13 protein-coding genes and 1 tRNA gene are annotated in these 17,562 nt (G+C 67.6%); 5 read left to right on the top strand and 9 right to left on the bottom strand.

The genetic code is table 11. The features are described from left to right. Positions 1–12 precede the first annotated feature (12 nt). Positions 13–1,062, bottom strand: coding sequence for a serine hydrolase domain-containing protein (locus SGRAN_RS19500; RefSeq protein ID WP_067186307.1), 1,050 nt, complete (start codon positions 1,060–1,062; stop codon positions 13–15). Between the two features lie 130 nt (positions 1,063–1,192). On the opposite strand from SGRAN_RS19500, the gene SGRAN_RS19505 reads away from it, so the two are divergent. The 3 genes from SGRAN_RS19505 (at position 1,193) to SGRAN_RS19515 (ending at position 5,576) form a co-directional block, all read left to right on the top strand. Then, positions 1,193–1,933, top strand: a complete 741-nt coding sequence (locus SGRAN_RS19505) for a GntR family transcriptional regulator (protein WP_067108136.1) — start codon at positions 1,193–1,195, stop codon at positions 1,931–1,933. Further along, a complete protein-coding gene (locus tag SGRAN_RS19510) occupies positions 1,930–3,243 on the top strand; it encodes a zinc-binding metallopeptidase family protein (protein ID WP_067186309.1) in 1,314 nt (437 codons plus the stop codon). The genes SGRAN_RS19505 and SGRAN_RS19510 overlap by 4 nt, the downstream gene beginning before the upstream one ends. 98 nt (positions 3,244–3,341) lie before the next feature. After that, positions 3,342–5,576, top strand: coding sequence for a TonB-dependent receptor (locus tag SGRAN_RS19515; RefSeq protein ID WP_067186311.1), 2,235 nt, complete (start codon positions 3,342–3,344; stop codon positions 5,574–5,576). A gap of 97 nt (positions 5,577–5,673) precedes the next feature. Here the strand turns inward: SGRAN_RS19515 and SGRAN_RS19520 are convergent, their stop codons facing one another. The 6 genes from SGRAN_RS19520 to SGRAN_RS19545 all read right to left on the bottom strand — a co-directional run bounded on the left by SGRAN_RS19520 (position 5,674) and on the right by SGRAN_RS19545 (position 13,366). Continuing rightward, entirely contained in the window at positions 5,674–6,606 is a 933-nt protein-coding gene (locus SGRAN_RS19520) for a sulfotransferase domain-containing protein (protein WP_067186313.1), read from the bottom strand. Continuing rightward, positions 6,590–7,075: a GNAT family N-acetyltransferase gene (locus SGRAN_RS19525; protein ID WP_148650930.1), complete on the bottom strand. Its 486-nt coding sequence runs from the start codon at positions 7,073–7,075 to the stop codon at positions 6,590–6,592. The genes SGRAN_RS19520 and SGRAN_RS19525 overlap by 17 nt, the downstream gene beginning before the upstream one ends. 63 nt (positions 7,076–7,138) lie before the next feature. Beyond that, positions 7,139–11,458 carry a TonB-dependent receptor domain-containing protein gene (locus tag SGRAN_RS19530; protein ID WP_082737370.1) on the bottom strand — a complete coding sequence of 1,440 codons (4,320 nt, stop codon included), beginning with the start codon at positions 11,456–11,458 and terminating at the stop codon, positions 7,139–7,141. An 85-nt stretch (positions 11,459–11,543) separates the two neighbouring features. After that, positions 11,544–12,500 (bottom strand): FecR family protein, encoded by a 957-nt coding sequence (locus SGRAN_RS19535; protein WP_067186319.1) that lies wholly within the window; start codon positions 12,498–12,500, stop codon positions 11,544–11,546. Beyond that, a complete protein-coding gene (locus tag SGRAN_RS19540) occupies positions 12,497–13,045 on the bottom strand; it encodes an RNA polymerase sigma factor (protein ID WP_067186320.1) in 549 nt (182 codons plus the stop codon). Before SGRAN_RS19540 ends, SGRAN_RS19535 begins: the two co-directional genes overlap by 4 nt. A gap of 246 nt (positions 13,046–13,291) precedes the next feature. Then, positions 13,292–13,366 (bottom strand) — tRNA-Gly (locus SGRAN_RS19545). A gap of 207 nt (positions 13,367–13,573) precedes the next feature. Here SGRAN_RS19545 and SGRAN_RS19550 point away from each other — a divergent pair. Both SGRAN_RS19550 and SGRAN_RS19555 read left to right on the top strand, forming a co-directional pair. Then, complete coding sequence (locus SGRAN_RS19550) at positions 13,574–14,485, top strand: tetratricopeptide repeat protein (protein WP_067186321.1); 912 nt, start codon at positions 13,574–13,576, stop codon at positions 14,483–14,485. Between the two features lie 7 nt (positions 14,486–14,492). After that, complete coding sequence (locus SGRAN_RS19555) at positions 14,493–15,143, top strand: LON peptidase substrate-binding domain-containing protein (protein WP_067113306.1); 651 nt, start codon at positions 14,493–14,495, stop codon at positions 15,141–15,143. Positions 15,144–15,245: 102 nt separating this feature from the next. Here SGRAN_RS19555 and SGRAN_RS19560 read toward each other — a convergent pair whose 3' ends face one another. Both SGRAN_RS19560 and SGRAN_RS19565 read right to left on the bottom strand, forming a co-directional pair. After that, positions 15,246–15,926, bottom strand: coding sequence for an RNA polymerase subunit sigma-70 (locus SGRAN_RS19560; RefSeq protein ID WP_067186322.1), 681 nt, complete (start codon positions 15,924–15,926; stop codon positions 15,246–15,248). Positions 15,927–16,083: 157 nt separating this feature from the next. After that, entirely contained in the window at positions 16,084–17,313 is a 1,230-nt protein-coding gene (locus tag SGRAN_RS19565; protein ID WP_067186324.1) for a UbiH/UbiF/VisC/COQ6 family ubiquinone biosynthesis hydroxylase, read from the bottom strand. Positions 17,314–17,562 lie beyond the last annotated feature (249 nt).

Raw genomic sequence — 17,562 nt, forward strand, 5'->3', positions numbered from 1 at the left:
CCCTCGTCCGGTTCAATCGACCGCCGCGCTTCGGGGCGCGAGCAGGGCCGCAAGGAACCGCCGGTCGGACCAGTCGCTCTTGCGGCCGGCGAGCAGCGCGGCGACGTCGAGGCGGGCCTGGCGGACGATGGTCAATCCCAGCGAGGGGATGACGTACAGCCGCTGGTCGCCGGCACCCGCGGCAACGACGAGGTCGGCGGGAAGCCCGGCGGCGGGATCGGTGATGTCGGTCGAGCGGGTGACCGGGTCGTCGGACGGCGTCGCGCGCGGGAGCCACCAGGTGAGGCCATAGGCCGGATTGGCCTCGCTCCCCTCGAACAGCTCGGCAAAAGCCGCCGCGTCGACGAGCGGCTTGCCGTCGACCTTGCCGCCCATGCGGACGAACTCGCCGATTTTCGCCCACTCGGCGGCGGCAAGGACGAGGCCCTGCGGCATCAGCGGATGTCCGTCGGGCCCGTTTCTCCACTCGCCGACCGTCACGCCGAGCGGCGCCAGCAGCCGCCGCTCGACATAGCGCCGCGGATCGGCGTCGCGCCCCGCGGCCGCCAGCTTGCGCCGCATCACCTCGCCAAAGATCTGCAACGGCGCCGGGCCATATTGGAAGCGGGTGCCGGGCGCCGCGGTCAGCGCGACCCGCAGCGAATCGGCATAGCCCTGCGGGCGGCCGATCGCCGACGGCTGGCCGCTGGTCATGGCGAGCAGCTGGCGCAGCGTGATCGCCGCCTTGCCGGGATCGTCCCGCCATTCGGCGATCGTGTCGGACGCCCGTTCGTCGAGCGCGAGCAGCCCATCTTGCACCGCCGCCGCCGCCATCAGGCCGACGAGGCTCTTGGTGCCGGACCAGAGTTCGTGGGGCCGGGCGGTGTCCTGCGACGCGCAGACGACCTCGCCATGCCGCAGGACGAGGACGGCGAGCCCCTTGTGCCCATCCGAATAGGCGATCGCCGCGGCGCAGCCGGGCCGCGCGTCTTCGGCCGCAGGCACGGGAGCGGCGGGCGCGCTTCCGGCCGCCACGGGAGTCGCCGTCGCGGCGACGGTCAGAAGAAGAAGACGCCCGATCATGGCCTGCCCTTTCCACATGCGCTGGGTTGTGTTCGCGTTTATTATCGATAATAAGTGCGACTGCAATCGAAGATTGTCCTGTCGGGCGCGCAAGCTAGGATGGGGCGTTCAACAGAAACGATCAGGGATCATGGCCGTCACGACGAGCGACGAGGACAATGCACCGACGCAGGACCGCGTCATCGCGCGGCTGCTGATCGACGACATCGTCGCGTGGCGCATTCCGCCGGGCTCATGGCTCCGCGAGCGCGAGATCGCGGCCCGCTTCGGGGTCAGCCATGCCCCCGTCCGCGAGGCGTTCCGCCATGTCGCGAGCATCGGCCTGATCAAGGTCGTGCCCTGGCGCGGCGCGTTCGCGATCGACGTCGACGATCATGGCGCGGACGAGATTTACGAGTTGTGGAAGGCGCTGTTCGGCGTCGTCTGCCGTCTCGCCTGCACGGCGATGAGCGACCGCGACGGGCGCGAGCTCATGCACCGGCTCGTCGAATATAAGGACGTGACCGAGCGGACGACGAACTCGGCCGAGCATCTGCGGGTGTCGAACCGGATCGGCCGTTTCATCGCCAAGCGCTCCAACGCGCCGCTGGCGCTCGAACTGCTCGACCGACTGGCGCTGCTCGCCCGGTGGCAGCACAATGTCTACACCGACGAGTTCGTCGCGGCGCATGGCGAGGGAGAGGTCGGCCGGCGCTCGGCGGTGCTCTACGAACAGCTCTGCCGCCATATCGTCGCCCGCGAGCCCGACGATGCCGACCGGGTGGCGCGCGACCTGATCGCGACGTCGCAGCAGAATTTCGCCGAGGCGCTCGCGGAATACAAGGCGCGGCGCGGCAAGCCGAAAACGGGCCGCCGCCGGGCGCGATCGTGAAGCGCGACGGGACCGACCGCCGCACGCTGCTGAAGGCGGGGTTCGCGGCGCCGATCGCATGGCAGGCGCCGCCCGCCATGGCGGCTTCGCCCGATGGCGCGCTGTTCGACCCCGACACCTTGTTCGCGGACGTTCGGATCTATGCCGAAGCGGGCAACAAGCAGTCGGGCGGCGCGGGCGATCGCTGGACCGCGGACTGGACCGCGAACCGGCTTGGCGCGGCGGGCTTCGCGGTCGAGCGGCAGGCGTTCGAGGTGCCGTGGTTCGAGGCATCGCTCTGCACGCTGACGATCGGCGACCTTGCGATTCCGTCGACCGCGCAGCCGCTCGCGGTCCCCACGCCGCCGGACGGCCTGTCCGCGCCGTTGCGGCTGGCTGAGACGGCGGGGCGCCTCGACGGCGCGATCGCGCTCGTCCGGCTGCCGCACCGTCGCTGGTCCAGCCTCCTCGAACCGGCGGCCCGGGCGCCGATCGCCGACGCGATCGCGCGCGGAGCCGCCGCCGTCATCCTCGTCACGACCGGCCCGACGGGCGAGGCGCTGCTGCTCAATGCACCCGCCGACAAGCCGCTCGCGGACAGGCCGATCGTCCTGCTGGCGCCGAAGCGCGCGGCACCCGCGATCGAGGCCGCGCGGCACGGGGGCCAGGCGACGCTGCGGTTGACCGGGCACGGCGGCCGCCGGATCGCCGAGAATATCGTCGGACGGCGCCGGGTATCGGCGGGGCGCTGGATCATCGTGTCGACGCCGCGATCGGGCTGGACCGACTGCGCCGGCGAGCGCGGGCCGGGGATCGCGATCTGGCTCGCACTCGCCCGGTGGGCGCCGCGCGCCTTCCCGCGGCACAATCTGCTCTTCGTCTGCAACAGCGGCCATGAATATGAGAATCTGGGGGCCGCGCACCTGGTCGAGGCGATCGCGCCGCCACCGGGCGAGAGCGATTTCTGGCTGCATCTGGGCGCCAACGCCGCGACGCGCGACTGGCAGGAAATCCCGGGCCGCCTGCTGCCGCTGCCGAGTGCGGACAGCCATCGCTTCCTGATGACGTCGCCCGATCTGGTCGAACCCGCGCGGCGGATCTTCAAGGGGCAGCCGGGGATCGAAATGGCCTATCCCTCCGGCGAGGGCGCGGCGGGGGAACTGGCCGAGGTCGTCCGGGCGGGCTACCCCCGCCACGCCGGAATCTTCGGCGCCCACCGCCACCACCATGCCGCGACCGACGATTTGTCGACCGTCGCGGCCGAACCGCTTGCCGCTACGGCGCGCGGCTTTCGCGATCTTCTGACCGCAGCCATTCCCGCCGACCGCTGACCGCCGCCGCCGGCATCGCGATGTTTCCGGCTTGACTCGCGCTTGCCGATTGCACAAAATTATCGATAATAATTGCACAACGCCTTTGGGAGGGATTCATGAAACGCAAGACGCATCTTCTTTTCTGCGCGACCGCGGCCTGGACCGCGATGGCCGGCCCATCCTTCGCGCAGGACGTCGCGCCCCCGGCCGACGCGGCGTCCGAGGCGGGCGACGACGGCGCCATCGTCGTCACCGCGCGGCGCCGCGAAGAACGATTGTCGGACGTTCCGACCGCGGCTTCGGTGATCGACGCCGCCGCGCTGACCGATCGCGGCGGCGCGCAGACGAGCGGCGAACTGCTCGCCGATCAGCCGAGCATCCGCTTCAACAACCTCAGTTCGTCGGTGACCTCGGAAATATCGATCCGCGCCTCCTCGACCGCGCGCGCGACCAACGGCGACCCCAGCGTCGGCCTCTATCGCAACGGGTCCTATATTGGCGGCGGCGCCGTCGGCGGGCGCAATTTCAGCCGCCTCGACATGCTCGACATCGGCCGGGTCGAGGTGCTGCGCGGCACGCAGGGGGCGCTCTATGGCCGCAACGCCGTCGGCGGCGCGATCAACATCATCTCGGCCGAGCCCGGATTCGACCTCTCCGGCTGGGCGAGTGCCCGCTACGGCTTCGAGACCAACAGCTTCCAGATGCAGGGCGCGGTCAACGTCCCGCTCGGCGAGGGCGCAGCGGTGCGCATCAGCGGCGACCTGGTCCAGCAGGACAAGGGCTTCTTCTACAACCCCGACAATGATGTCTATTTCGACCGGCAGAAGGGGCACGGCCTGCGCGGCCAGCTTCGCCTCGCGCGCGGCCCCGTCGACATCGTCCTGCTCGCCGAAACGCAGCGGCTGACGACCCCCGCGATCCATTATCAGATCTTCATTCCGGCCGGCACGCCGGGCTTTCCCGGCGGCTATATCCAGGATCGCTTCCGCTATCCCTGGAGCACCGCGCCGCGCGCCAGCCAGGACGTCGACGGGCTGCAGGCGATCGTGCGCGTCGACCTTGGCGGCGCCCGGCTCAACGCGACGACCTTCTTCCGCAAGCGGCACAGCGAATATGATCTCGACAACGACGGCGTCAGCGCCGCGGAACTGGCGCGCGCCCGCGCTGCCGGGCAGGTCGGGCCGGCGACGCCGATCGATCCGGGCAGCGCCTCCTATGTCGTCGACACGACCGACATGCTGTCGCAGGATCTGCACGTCACCGGCGGCAGCGATCGCCTGACCTGGCTGTTCGGTGTCGAGGCGATGCTGCTCGACAGCGACTTCTCGGTGACGACGACCCGCACGCCGACGCTCGCCAATCCGTCGCCCGGCAACGTCGCACCCGCGCGGCTCCATTTCGAAAGCTATGCCGCCTATGGCTCGCTCGGCCTCGATCTCACCGACAGGCTCAACCTGACCGGCGAGCTGCGCTATACCCGCGACAGCCGCAGCATCAGTGCCCGGCTCTACGATCTGGGAACCGGGCTTCCGACCGGCGGACCGACCCGCGTCATCGACGACAGCATCGAAGCCGACAACCTCTCCTACAATGCGACGCTGTCCTACAAGCTCGCGCCCCGCATCCTCGCCTATGCCAAGGTCGGGAGCAGCTATCGCGCCGGCGGGTTCAACACCCGCCTGTCCGACCCGCGCGCGCCGAGCCCGGTCGAAGTGCTGTTCGGCAACGAGAACAGCACGAGCTATGAGGTCGGGATCAAGGGCCAGCCCGCCCGCCGCGGCTATTTCGCGATCGCGGGCTATTACACCGATCTTCGCGACCTGATCGCGCAGGTCGACGACGGCTGCGCCCTGACCAATCCGACCTGCCCGGTGGCCGCGGTCAGCTATCTGACCAATGCCGGCAATGCGAAGAGCTGGGGCATCGAGGCCGAATACAGCCAGGGATTCGACATCGGCGCGGGAAGCGGGCGCCTCGCGCTCAGCGGGTCGCGTCAGGGCGGCGAGGTCAAGAGCGGACGCTACGCGGGTCTCGACCTGGCGCAGGTGCCCGACTGGCTGGCGTCGGCGAACCTCAATCTGCGCTACCCGGTCGCGCGCGACGTGACCCTCACCGGCAACATCCTGGTGAGCGCGCAGTGGGGCGGCAAACAGGAACTGACGCCGACCTCGGTCGACCTCGACGACTATCGGCTCGTCAACCTGCGCTTCGGCGTCGAATTCGGCGGGTTCGGCATCGCCGCCTTCGCCAACAACGTCTTCGACAAGGTCTATTATGTCGCGCAGGCGCCGACGATCAACCGCTACAGCCAGCCGCGCGTCGTCGGTCTCGAAGCCCGGTACAGCTTCTGAAAAGCGGGCCGATGCCGGCCTGCACGGGCAGGCGCGGCATCGGCCCAAGGTTTCCCCAGTGGTGGGGCGGAGAAGACCGGGACGCGATCGGTGGCGGCTATTCGAGCAACGGGAGCAATTCGTCGGTCAGATAGCCGAAGCGGCGCATCTGCTGATGATGGGCGGTCACGACCGCGCGAACCTGACGCGGGGTCAGCCTGTCCCGCCACTGATCCGCCCGCCCCTCGCGAAAGAAGCGTTCGGCGCTGTCGGGCTTTTCGCTGAACCCCGCCTCATCCTCCTGCTGCTTCAGCGCGGCGAAGGACGACCGCTCCATGGCGGTGGCGAGTTGTTCGGGCGAGGGCGAAAGCAGCAGGTGGCGGGCGAGCGCCCCGAACGCCGCAGCCGGATCGGCCAGCATGTCCTCGTAGCGCATGACATGGATCGCACGATGCGGCGCGCGCGTCCAGCTTTCGACATGCTGGCTCCACGACCCGTAGATCTCATAGACACTCTTGTCCGAAACGCCGGTTTCCTTGTTGCGCAGCGCCATCTCCCCGATCGCATAGTCGATGTCGCTGCCCAGGTGATGCGCATAGGATATGGCGACGTCGAGCGGGTTGCGCACGATATAGATAGCGCCCGACGTCACCGCGAAGTTGATCGCGGGCACGCCGCGGTCGGACACCAGCGCATGATGGGTCTTGACCATCGCCAGCCCCTCGGTGCGTTCGGCGATCTCGGCCTGAACCGCCGGGCGGATGCGCGCGATCTCGGCGCGGTCGGCTTCGGTGACCGGCTTGCCCAGATGGCGCTCGTAGGGTTTGGCCGCGATGTCCCACAGCGTATATTCGGTCATCCGGTTGATGCTCTGCGGCGCGCCCGCGTCGTCGTCCTGCATGATCTTCAGCAGGTTGTTGAGGAACGCCCGCGTCCAGGTGTTGCCCGACTTGGGGTAGGAGGCGATCCACAGGATGCCGCTGGGCGCCGCCGCCGTCCCGGGCGCCTCCTCGCGGTCGCGGCGCTCGCCCCGCTCAATCGAGGCGGGCATGACGGAACCAGCCGACGCGGACCTGTTCGCCGCGCGGCGTATAGCCGATCAGCGTCAGGTCGATGCCATAGATCGGCCAGATCGGCTCGCGCTGCTTCTCGCGCAACTCCCCCGATTGCAGGATCGCGACCATGCCCAGCAGATTTTCCTGCACATGGTCGGCCGCCCAGGCTTCGAGCACCGTGCGGGTGTGCCCGATGATCCGCGCCGCGACATCCTTGCGCCGCGCGGCGGGCGACACGGCGCACCGCAGATGGGCGAACCGCCCCTTGAGCGGCGGAAAATCACCCAGCCGCGCCGTCGAGACCCCCGCCAGCCGCCCACCGAGATAGGCGACGACGCACAGTTCGGCGGCGCGTTCCTCCGCGACATCGTCGGGCATGCCGATCTCGCGCCAGAAGCTCTTGGCGTCGGCGACGCAACGGGGATCGTCGCGCCGCCATGCCCGGACTATTTCCAACGGTTCCATATCGGCCACCTTATGTCCCGGTCGACGTGCACGACAAGGGAAAGGATTGGCGGCACAGCACGATCAGAAACCGATGCCGAACTTCACATAGGCGCCCCGGATCGTCCGGTCGAAGGATTGCGCCTTGTCGATCCCGCCGTCGATGGCGTCGAAGAAGCGTTCCCAGCGATAGCCCGCGGCGACCTTCACCCCGCCGACGCGATAGGACAGGCCCATGCTGGCGCCGAGGTTCGGCACGGTGACCCGGCGCGACCGGCTGCGGTCGATCGTTTCGTCGTAGAGCAAATCCTCCAGTTGCGGCGGATATACGATGTTCGGTTCAAAGTGATAATAGGTGGCGTCGCGTTCCTCGCGGCTGGCCATGGCCTGCTTCCCGAACAGCAGGCCGCCGTTGATCCGCCAGTCGAGGGCGAGACTGCCGTCCTGTTCGTTGCCCACCAGCCGCTTCGACGCTTCCCATGACAGCGAGGGGCCAAAGCCTTCGAATTTGCGCGTCGAGGCGAGCGAGGCATTGTACAGTTCGTGATGGGTCGTCGGATATTTGATTTCCGAATAAGCGGCGCGATAGCGGTCGGGGATGCCGACCATGTCGATGTCGGTGGCGGATCGGAACTGGGCGTAGGTCATACCCAGGCCAATAACCGACGTGCCGCCCTCTCCCATCAGGCCCAGGCCGACATCCTTGCCCACCATGAAATCGACGATGCTGTGATCTTCATATTGCCCGACCTCGATGGTGCCGAAATTCTCGCCGCCGCTGAAATAGCGCGGAGGGTCAGTGGGCAGGATGCCTTCAACATAACCTCCCTTCGCCTGTTCGGAACTGATGCCTTTATGTTGCGCGTCGAACCTCCTGCCGCGATACGCTCCCCAGACGCGCCAGCCGTCGGGCATGTTGAAGGTGATCCTGGCATCGCGGACATGGCTGATACCCAGGCCCGCCCGCTGCGTCGCCGTCGCGGTATCGGCAAAGGGCAAGCTGTCGAGATAGTCGTCGAAAAAATCCTGCTTATACAGTGCGTTTTTGGCCGTCATGCTGTTCGCACCCATGCCGAATTCAAGTTCGACCGGATAGGGCTCGCCCGGCTTCCGGCGGCGCCAGCCGCTTCCCCAAGGCAGCGAGCCTTCGCCGAAGCTCTTGGATACTCGCAAGCCGTAAAGGCGCGGCTCGGTCAGGAAGACGTTGGTGGTCAGGCCCGAATCGTCACTGTTCAGGAACGATCCGGTCAGCGCCGTCTTGTTGAACACATTCTTGACGTAAGCCATGATCCGCCAGCTATCGGCGATGTCGAGGATCGCCGCGACATTGACCGTCGAATAGCCGCGCAGACGGTCATAGGGATTGCTGTTGAACACCCGCGCCCAGCTTTTCGACTGATAGTGATAGTCGCCATGCAGCGTCAGGGCCCAGTCGGTGGCGAGCGGGATCGTGTAATCCGCCGTCACCGTCGCCGTATAATGGGGTGCGTTAGGCAGTTCGTTGCCACTTAGATCCTTGGAAAACCCCTTGCCGCCGTTGGGCGCGGACGCGGGATCGAAACCAATATAGCCGACATATGCCGGATCGACCGGCACCGGGCCATTGCTGCCCTTCTTCACGGTCGGATTGGCGACATAGGGAAGACCCGTCATCGGGTCGACTCCGCCATAATAAGCGTCGATGCACATGCCGTTAAAGCTGCCCCCCTGACCTTGCGGCAGGTTGATCTTGCCTCCTGCGGCAACGACATAGGTCGGCAGGATGCAGTTGGACGGAATGGTCGGGAACGGACGAACGACCACCCAGTCGGGATTGCCGGCGGTCCGATCCATCAGGTCGACGGCGCTCGATCCATTGGCGAGTCGGGTGTTTTGATACCCGCCTTTGAAACCCAATCGCAGACGGTCGGTCGGCCGCAAGTCCGCCTCGATCTCCAGACCCCATATTTTCGAATCGAAATTGGAATTCACGGCCGCCCGGTTGACGATCTCCGACGTCTGGTAATCCTTATAATCGTAATAGAATGCTCCCAGATTCAGTGTCAGCGCCCCGTTGAACAACGTATTCTTGGTGCCTATTTCAAAGGCGTTGACATATTCTGCCTTGAAGGTTTCGGGCGCGCCCTGAAGTTCCGCGATGATCGACGGGTCGAACTGGCCGTATGTGGCAAGAGCTATCGGCGGCGGATTGGCGCCGCCTGCCTTGTAGCCGCGCGCGAAGGACGCATAGAGCAAGGTGTGATCTGTGAAGCCCGTTTCCGGCTGCCAGTCGATCGCGATACGCCCCGTCGGTTCGCTCCATTTCTGGGAAACGACCTTCGCCGTCGGATATTCGCCAGTCGCGAAACCTGCGAGCAGCCAGCTTGGAATCTGAGGCGCATCCTTTTTATCGACCGTAAAGCGCAGGCCGCCGGTCAATTTCAGATTGTCCGTAATATTGTAATAGGCCTCACCGAATGCGGCATAGGAATGCAACGTGTAAGGATTGCGGCTGAGGAAATAATTTCGGCCTTCACCATTCAGGCTGCCGATCGGATTGGGATCGATATAGATACAGTTGGTGATAGTATATTGCCCCCCCGGATCGGGCGGGGCCCCGGTGGGACTTTGACACTCGCTGTTGTCCGAGACGCCCGGGATATAGACGTTGCCCTCGGCATATTGGTCCCATTGCAGGGCAGCGAACATGCTGAGGCTGTTGACGAAGACATAATAGCGATCTTCGGTCTTGTAGCGCAGATAGTTGGCGCCGAGGCTGAAATTGAACGGTCCGTCGAAATCCGACGACAGGCGAAGCTCCTGGCTGAACTGCTTGGACTCAGCGGTCGACAGATCGCCCAGCAGCAGCCGATCCGAGCAGCCGAGTTGCGGATCGCAGAACACGCCGTTCGCATCGAGCACGCCGGGACGCTTTGGCCTGACAATTCTTGCCGTGGGATCAAATGCCCCGGATTTGGTGGTGAAACGGTTATAATCCTGCGTCGAGAACAGCGAATCGGTGCTGTAGGCAGTTTCCGAACTCAGGGTCAGCGTATCGCTGAGGTCCACATTGAGTTGCAGCTCGAAGATATCGGTTTTCGCCCGATATTCGGGCTCGATCGACGATTCGATGACACGCAGATCCCGCGACTGGAATGCACTGGCATAGGGATCGACGTCCTTGAATACCGGATTTCCGAGATTGCCGGTGGGTCCATAAAATGGCAGCGCGAAACCGTTCGGCGTCTGGAACGCCTCGTCCGAATAGAGCGACACCGGCAGGCAGCCCTGGCTGAGATAGGTGCGGGCCCCGAAATAACCGCCCAAATCCTGGTTGACTGAAACGCCGCCAACTTCGCTCAGCCCCGGATCCTTCTTGCACAATTGCTTGCCGCTGCGCAGCCGGTCGTCATGTTCCTGAAAATGCTCATAGACGAAATCGGCGCGCAGCCACGACGTCGGCTCGAGGCGCAGCGAGGCACGCAGCGACCACAGGTCACGCCCGTCAATCTGCTTCCCCGTCATCTGGTTCGTCGTGTAGCCGTCGCGCTTGGTCAGCGCGCCCGCGAGGCGGAAGGCGACCTTGTCGTCGACCAGCGGGACGTTGATCATCCCCTCGACCCGGCGGTTCTTGTAATTGCCGACATCGACCGACGCGAAGGCGTCGGGGTGATATTCCGGCTTGGCGGAGATCAGGTTGACGACACCCGCCGTGGCGTTGCGGCCATAGAGCGTGCCCTGCGGGCCGCGCAAAATCTCGATCCGCTCGACGTCATAGAATTCCTGCTCGAAGAAGCGGTTGCGGACGAACGGCGTGTTGTTGAACGCGATCGCCACCGCCGGATCGGTCGTCGCCGACACCGCCTGCGTGCCGATGCCGCGAATCTGGATCGTGTAGCCGGTGAAATTGGTCTTGCTGAAGGTGATGTTCGGCGCCTGGCTGATCAGGTCGGGGCCGCCCGCGACCTGCCGCGTCGTCAGATCCTCCTGGCTGAGCGCCGTCATCGCGATCGGCACCTCCTGGATCGATTCCTGGCGCTTTTGCGCCGTGACCACGATGATGTCGTCGCGATAGGTGCCGGCGTCGGTCTCCGACGTTTCGGCGGGCGCCGCCTTCGGGACGACCGAATAGGTCTGCGGCCCCGTGCGCTGCGCGACCAGCCCGGTCCCGTCCAGCAGGACGGCCAGCGCGCGGTCGGCGGTCATGTCGCCCCGCACCGCGTTGGTCTTCTTGTTCTGCGTATAGCGCCGGGCGGCGACGATCTGGATATCCGCCTGCCGGCCCAGCTCCGCGATCCCCGTTGCCGCCGCCTGCGCCGGAACGTCGAAAGTCTTGCTCTGCGCCTGCGCCGGGCTCGCCGTCGCGACGCAGACGATCGCGGTCGAAGCCATCAGCGCGGCGCGGCCGATTCCAATCCCCATCATGTCCCTCCCTTGTCGGGCGCTTCCCTGCGCCCCTGCCCCACAAGAGACCCCGGCCCGGATTTTCCTTTTCCGGCGCGCCGATTCTTCAAAGACCGGGCCGGCCGATGCGGATCTGCGCGGGATCGGACAGGTCGACGGGCACCCCCAGGCTGACCTCGACCGCCTGCGCGAACCCTTCGGGATCGTCGGTGCGGAACACGCCGTCGAACCGCTCCGCCGCGACGACGGGATCGGCGACGACCAGCTGGCGGCGGTTGTAACGGTTGAACTCGGCCACCGCGCTGTCGAGCCGGTCGCCGGCGAGATCGACCTTGCCGTTGCGCCATGCAAGCGCACGGTCGATCGCGGACGGTGCGGCCGGGGCCTGTTCGATCGCGGCATCGTCCGCGACGAAACCGCGCGACCCGGCCTTCAATCGGACGCGATGGCCCTCCGCGCCCTCGGCCCAGACCTCGACCACGCCTTCGGTGACGAGCACGTCGGCGCCGCCCGCGCGGCGGCGCACCGAAAAGGCCGTGCCGACCGCGCGGATGCGCGCGCGGCCCGCCGCGACGACGAAGGGGCGCCGCTTGTCGCGCGCGACCTGGAACCAGGCTTCGCCCCGCTCGATCCGCACGTTGCGCGCCGCGTCATCGAGACTGACGTCGATGGCGCTGGCGGTGTTGATCGCGGCGATCGATCCGTCGGCCAGCGGCACGCGCCGGATTTCGCCCACCGCGGTCGCATAGCTGGTGCCGCCGAACAGCAGCACGCCCCCGCCGACCGCCGCGGCGACCGCCGCGCCGCCGCCCGCCAGCACGCGCCGCCGGCTCCATCCCGCCCGGACGCCCGCATCCTCGCGCACCGCCGATTGCGCCGGGAACGGCCGGTCGAGCGTCATCCAGGCGGCCTGAGCGCGCAGCAACGCGCCGGCATGCCTGGGATCGCGCGCCAGCCAGCGTTCGAGGTCCCGCTCCTGCGCATCGGACCAGTCGTCGCCGTCCATCCGCGCGACATAGCGCGCGGCATCGGCATCGATGTCGCTGGCTCGCCGCCCGGTCATCGCGGCCGCTCCCCGCCCTCGAAAGCGGCGAGGCGCGCCGCGCTCAGCGCTTCGCCGTCGCGCCACGCGCGCTGGACCGCCCGCACGCCCTGATAAATCTCATTCTCGACGATGCTTTCGCTGATGCCGAGCGCGGCCGCGATCTCGCGCTGCGACCAGCCTTCCAGCTTGCGCATCCGGACGATCCGGCGGCGGCGTTCGGGCAAGGCGTCGATCAGCGCCAGCAGGCGCCGATAGTCGATCCGGCTTCCCGCCTCGCGCTCGGGCGACGGGCGCATGTCGTCCTGAAAGGCGTCGATCTCGGCGATCGCCTCGATCGGCACGACCCGGGCGCGCCGCAGACGGCGGACGAGAAGATTGCGGGCGATCGAGAAGAAATAGGCATCGGGGCGATCGATATGATCGACGCTCTCCAAGGCCGCCAGCCGCGAATAGGATTCCTGGATCAATTCGTCGATATCCTCCTGGGACGCGCGCGTGCGGGCCAGCCACGCGCGCACGGCCGCTTCGTGGGGAATGACGTGCTCGGTCACCCACGCGGCCATGCGGCGTCGCCGCTCGAACTTCACGCCCTTGGTCGTGGGCTTTTCTCCCTCTCCCCGGGATTCTATCGTCTTGAGACCATAAGAGCCACGAGCGCGAATTTTCCTTTCGCGACCGGCGAAAATTGTCGGCGCGGACCTTCACGAAGGTGCGACGGCCACAGCAGCAAGGGCCGTGACGATCGCATACCACAGCGCGCAGCACGGCGCCGCATCGGGCGCCGGTTCGATTCTGATCTGTCGGAAAACTGGAGCGGGCGAAGGGATTCGAACCCTCGACCCCAACCTTGGCAAGGTTGTGCTCTACCCCTGAGCTACGCCCGCTCTGGCGGCTGGCGACCGGGTGGTGCCAGCGGGTGAGGCGCGCGATTAGCATCGGCTCGGAGAGTCGGCAAGCCCTGTTTGCGCTTTTTCGCGCAAGGGTTGGCAAGCCGCCTTCAATTCCCACATAAGCGGATCGACACAGTCCGGCCCGGCGCTGCAACAGCCGCGCCGGGCCCGGCAGAACGACACAAGCAGGAGCAATCATCCGTGGCCACGCTCGGTCTCAATGCGCAGGACAAGGAAGCCGTCGAAGCCTTCCGCCGCGACGTCGTCGATCCCTCGATGAGCAAGCTCGTCATCCTCGATTTCTGGGCCGAATGGTGCGGGCCGTGCAAGCAGCTCGCCCCCGTGCTCGAAAAGGTCGCCGCCGACTATGCCGACAAGGGCGTCGTGCTGGCGAAGGTCGACGTCGACGCGAACCGCTTCATCGCCAGCCAGTTCCAGGTCCAGTCGATCCCCACCGTCTATGCGATCTTCCAGGGCCAGCCGGTCGCCAACCTGACCAATGCGCGCAGCGAGAGCCAGCTCAAGGCGATGCTCGACCAGCTCCTCGCGCAGCTTCCGATCGAAAGCGAGGCGGGCGCCCGCGCGGTCGAGATCGCGCCGCTGCTCGAAATGGGCGAAGCCGTGCTTGCCGAAGGCGACGGCCAGCGCGCCGTCGGCATCTTCGGCCAGATCGTCGAGATCGCGCCCGACAACGCCGCCGCGCACGGCGGGCTGATCCGCGCCATGCTGCTCGCGGGCGACCGCGAGGGCGCGCAGGGCGTGCTCGACGCGCTGCCCGCCGAAATCGCCGGCGATCCCGCGATCGCGCAGGCGCGCAGCGCGCTGGCGCTCGCCGCCGATGCGCCCGACACGGGCGAACTCGGGGCGCGCGAAGCCGCGGTCGCCGCCGACCCCGCCGACCATCAGGCGCGCTTCGACCTCGCAGTGGCGCAGATCGGCGCCGGACAGCGCGACGCGGCCGCCGACAATCTGCTCCACATCATCGCCGCCGACCGCGAATGGAACGACGGCGCGGCGCGCGCGAAGCTGCTGTCGCTGTTCGAGGCGGTCGGGCTCGAAGACGCCTGGGTCGCGGCGCAGCGCCGCCGCCTGTCGCTGATCCTCTTCGGTTAGGCCGGGCATGGACGAAACCGCGCCCCTCACCATCCAGCGGATCGCGATCTTTCCGCTGCCCGGTGCGGTGCTGTTCCCGGGGCTGCACCTGCCGCTCCACATCTTCGAGCCGCGCTACAAGGCGATGGTGCAGGAGGTGCTGGCGCGCGACCGGCAGATCGGGATGATCCAGCCGCGCCAGATCCCGGGCGAGGAGGATCGCGAACCCCCCGCGCTCTACGACATCGGCTGCGTCGGCCGCATCGTCGATGTCGAAGCGCTCGACGAGGGGCGCTTCAACCTCGTCCTCGAGGGCGTCGCGCGCTTTCGCATCCGCCGCGAGCTCGACGTCACCACCCCCTTTCGCCAGGTCGAGGCCGAGATCGAAGCCGAAGGCGAGGAGGAGGCGGTGCTGTCCAGCGTCGAACGCGCCAGCCTCGAGCGTGAGGCGAAGCGCTTCGCGCAGCGCCAGGGCTATGTCGTCGACTGGGATTCGGTCAGCCAGCTCGACGATGCGACGCTGGTCAACGGCATCGCGCAGGTCGCCCCCTTCGACGCCGCGGCGAAGCAGGCGCTGCTCGAGGTGACGCCGGTCGGCGCGCGCGCCGAACTGGTCATCCAGTTCATGCAATTCTTCGGCCGCTTCGACAGCGACGACGGCCGCGCGACGCTGCAATAAAGTGTTTTCAAGTCAGGCGGAACCGCCTGACGACTCGGAAAACGCAAAAAAAACAATCTGGAGTGACGGTTTTGATTGAATCAAAACCGGCACTCTAGCGGCTCAGCCCGCCGCCGCGTGGCGCGCGATGTCGGCGAGCGCGCGGCGCACGATGTGGCGGTCGCTTTCGCAAAGCCGCGGCCCCGCCTCGACAGGCAGGAGATGACGGCGGACGAGCGCCTCCTCGGCGGCGAGGCGGGCGTCGGTCCGGTGCGAGCCCCGCGCACCGGGCGCCAGCCGCCGCCGCGCGGACCACGCCGCGACGAGGCGGTCGGCGGCGGCATTGGCGAGGCGGTCGGCTGCCGCCCGTTCGGTCGCCGCTTCGGCCTGCGGGTCGGCGAGCCAGCCGTCGGCCCCCTCCCCCGCCAGTGCATCGAGCGAGAGCGGGACGCCCGCTCGTGCCGACCCGCCGCGCTGGCCTCCGCGCAGTCGCTGGCGCAGCGCCTGCAACTCGGCGCGGATCGGCCACGCCATATAGGTGGCGAAGCGCGCGCGCCGCGGATCGTAGCGCCCGATGGCGCAGTGCAGCGCGATCGCGCACGCCTGTTCGGCATCCTCGGCGACGTCGGAAAGGCCATGGGCGCGGATGAAATAGCGGATGCGCGGCGCCGCAAGCGTCATCAACCGGGCAAAGGCGCGGTCGACCCCGGCGCGGGTCTGCGGTCCGGGCGCGGCCTCCCCCTCGGTGCGCGCCGCGATCAGCGCCTCCGCCGCCCGTTCGATCGCCTCGCTCTTCGCCGACATGCGCCCCTCCCGGTAACGACTGCGTTACGGCGGGATAGGACATCATGCTGAATCACGGCCTGCCGCGCGGCTAGGGGACAATACGTAGAACCGGGTGACCCGGTCATGTCGAGCGAAGTCATCCTGTCCGGCTTCCGCCCGGACTAGGGTCAGGACCCTAGATCTCCGCCCCCGCGAGCAGGCGCGGCAGGTCGCCCGCCTCGCCGCGCGCCTCGTCCATGAAGAAGCGCTTGAGCAGCGGCATGCGCTGCACCGCGCCCAGCCCCGCGCGGCGGACGAGCGAGGCGGGGCGGCCGGGGATACCGAACAGACGGGTCAGCCCGTCGGTCGCGAGGCTGACCATCAGATTGTCGAGACCGCGCCAGCGCTGGTAGCGCGCGAGCAGCGCCGCATCGCCGAGGTCGAGCCCGATCCGCGCACCCTCGACCAGCACCTCGGTCAGCGCCGCAACGTCGCGCAGCCCCAGGTTGAGCCCCTGTCCCGCGATCGGGTGGATGCCGTGCGCGGCGTCGCCGACCAGCGCGATGCGGTCGGCGACGATCCGCGCGCTGTGGTGGAAGCCGAGCGGATAGGTCATGCGCGGCGCGACCAGTTCCATGTCGCCGAGGATGCCGCCGGCGCGCTTGCCCAGCTCGGCGAGGAAGCCGCGATCACCCAGTTTCGCGAAGGCGGGGCCGTCCTTTTCGGACACGGTCCACACGAAGGCCGAGCGATGGCGGCCCTGCTCGTCGTCGACGAGCGGCAGAAGCGCGAACGGACCCGAGGGAAAGAATATCTCGTGCGCGACCCGGTCGTGCGGTTTCGAGTGCGCGACCGCGCCGATCATCGCGTGATGATGATAGGACCAATTGGCGATGGTGAAGCCCGCCGCGTCGCGCGTCGGCGAGCGGCGTCCCTCGGCGACGATCAGCAGCGGCGCCGTCAGCCGCGTGCCGTCGGCGAGCGTCAGCGTCACGCCGTGCGCGTCGACCGCGCGGTCGACGACCTTCGCCGGCATGAACAGCCGCACCAGCGGCGCATCGGCGAGCGCCGCCGCGAGCGCGAGGCGAAGCTGGCGATTCTCGACCATCGTGCCGAGCGCGGGGGCGTCCTCGGCGGCGACGAAATCGAGTTCGCCCGCCTGCCCGCCGTCGCTGACCTTGATCGCGCGGATCGGGCAGCCGTGCGCCGCCAGCCGGTCGGCGACGCCGATCACCCCGAACATCTGCCACACCGCGCTCGCGATCGCCGAGGCGCGCCCGTCGAAGCCCGGCGCGATCGTCGCGACCGGGTCGGCGGGATCGACGATCTGCGACGACAGGCCGTGATGGGCGAGGGCGAGGGCAAGGGCCTGGCCGACGAGGCCGCCGCCCGAGATCAGGACATCGCTGCGCAGGGGTTCGCTCATGTCTTTGCCCTAGACCGCAACGGCGCGATTGGGAAGCGGGCGCACACGAAGATCGCCTTTCGCGCCCCGAAGGCCGACGATGGGTTCGGTCTGAACAGCACAAACTCTGGGTAGCAGGGGACACATTCGATAAGCTGGTGCCGACCGAAGGCGTCATCTGATCTTTCGTCACCCGGAACTTGTCTGGCAATCATTCCTTTTCGACAAGTCACTGTTCCCCGGCGAAAGCCGGGGTCCATGCGGGGCGGC

Source organism: Sphingopyxis granuli (genome assembly GCF_001559015.1).
In the GTDB taxonomy this organism is placed as follows: Bacteria; Pseudomonadota; Alphaproteobacteria; order Sphingomonadales; family Sphingomonadaceae; genus Sphingopyxis; species Sphingopyxis granuli.

What these genes read in the sequence shown, in the direction of transcription:
- SGRAN_RS19555 (WP_067113306.1), top strand. Translation starts at nt 14,493, where the DNA reads ATGGACGAAACCGCGCCCCTCACCATCCAGCGGATCGCGATCTTTCCG.
- SGRAN_RS19535 (WP_067186319.1), bottom strand. Translation starts at nt 12,500, where the DNA reads ATGACCGGGCGGCGAGCCAGCGACATCGATGCCGATGCCGCGCGCTAT.
- SGRAN_RS19515 (WP_067186311.1), top strand. Translation starts at nt 3,342, where the DNA reads ATGAAACGCAAGACGCATCTTCTTTTCTGCGCGACCGCGGCCTGGACC.
- SGRAN_RS19565 (WP_067186324.1), bottom strand. Translation starts at nt 17,313, where the DNA reads ATGAGCGAACCCCTGCGCAGCGATGTCCTGATCTCGGGCGGCGGCCTC.
- SGRAN_RS19500 (WP_067186307.1), bottom strand. Translation starts at nt 1,062, where the DNA reads ATGATCGGGCGTCTTCTTCTTCTGACCGTCGCCGCGACGGCGACTCCC.
- SGRAN_RS19520 (WP_067186313.1), bottom strand. Translation starts at nt 6,606, where the DNA reads ATGCCCGCCTCGATTGAGCGGGGCGAGCGCCGCGACCGCGAGGAGGCG.
- SGRAN_RS19560 (WP_067186322.1), bottom strand. Translation starts at nt 15,926, where the DNA reads ATGTCGGCGAAGAGCGAGGCGATCGAACGGGCGGCGGAGGCGCTGATC.
- SGRAN_RS19525 (WP_148650930.1), bottom strand. Translation starts at nt 7,075, where the DNA reads ATGGAACCGTTGGAAATAGTCCGGGCATGGCGGCGCGACGATCCCCGT.
- SGRAN_RS19540 (WP_067186320.1), bottom strand. Translation starts at nt 13,045, where the DNA reads ATGGCCGCGTGGGTGACCGAGCACGTCATTCCCCACGAAGCGGCCGTG.
- SGRAN_RS19530 (WP_082737370.1), bottom strand. Translation starts at nt 11,458, where the DNA reads ATGATGGGGATTGGAATCGGCCGCGCCGCGCTGATGGCTTCGACCGCG.
- SGRAN_RS19505 (WP_067108136.1), top strand. Translation starts at nt 1,193, where the DNA reads ATGGCCGTCACGACGAGCGACGAGGACAATGCACCGACGCAGGACCGC.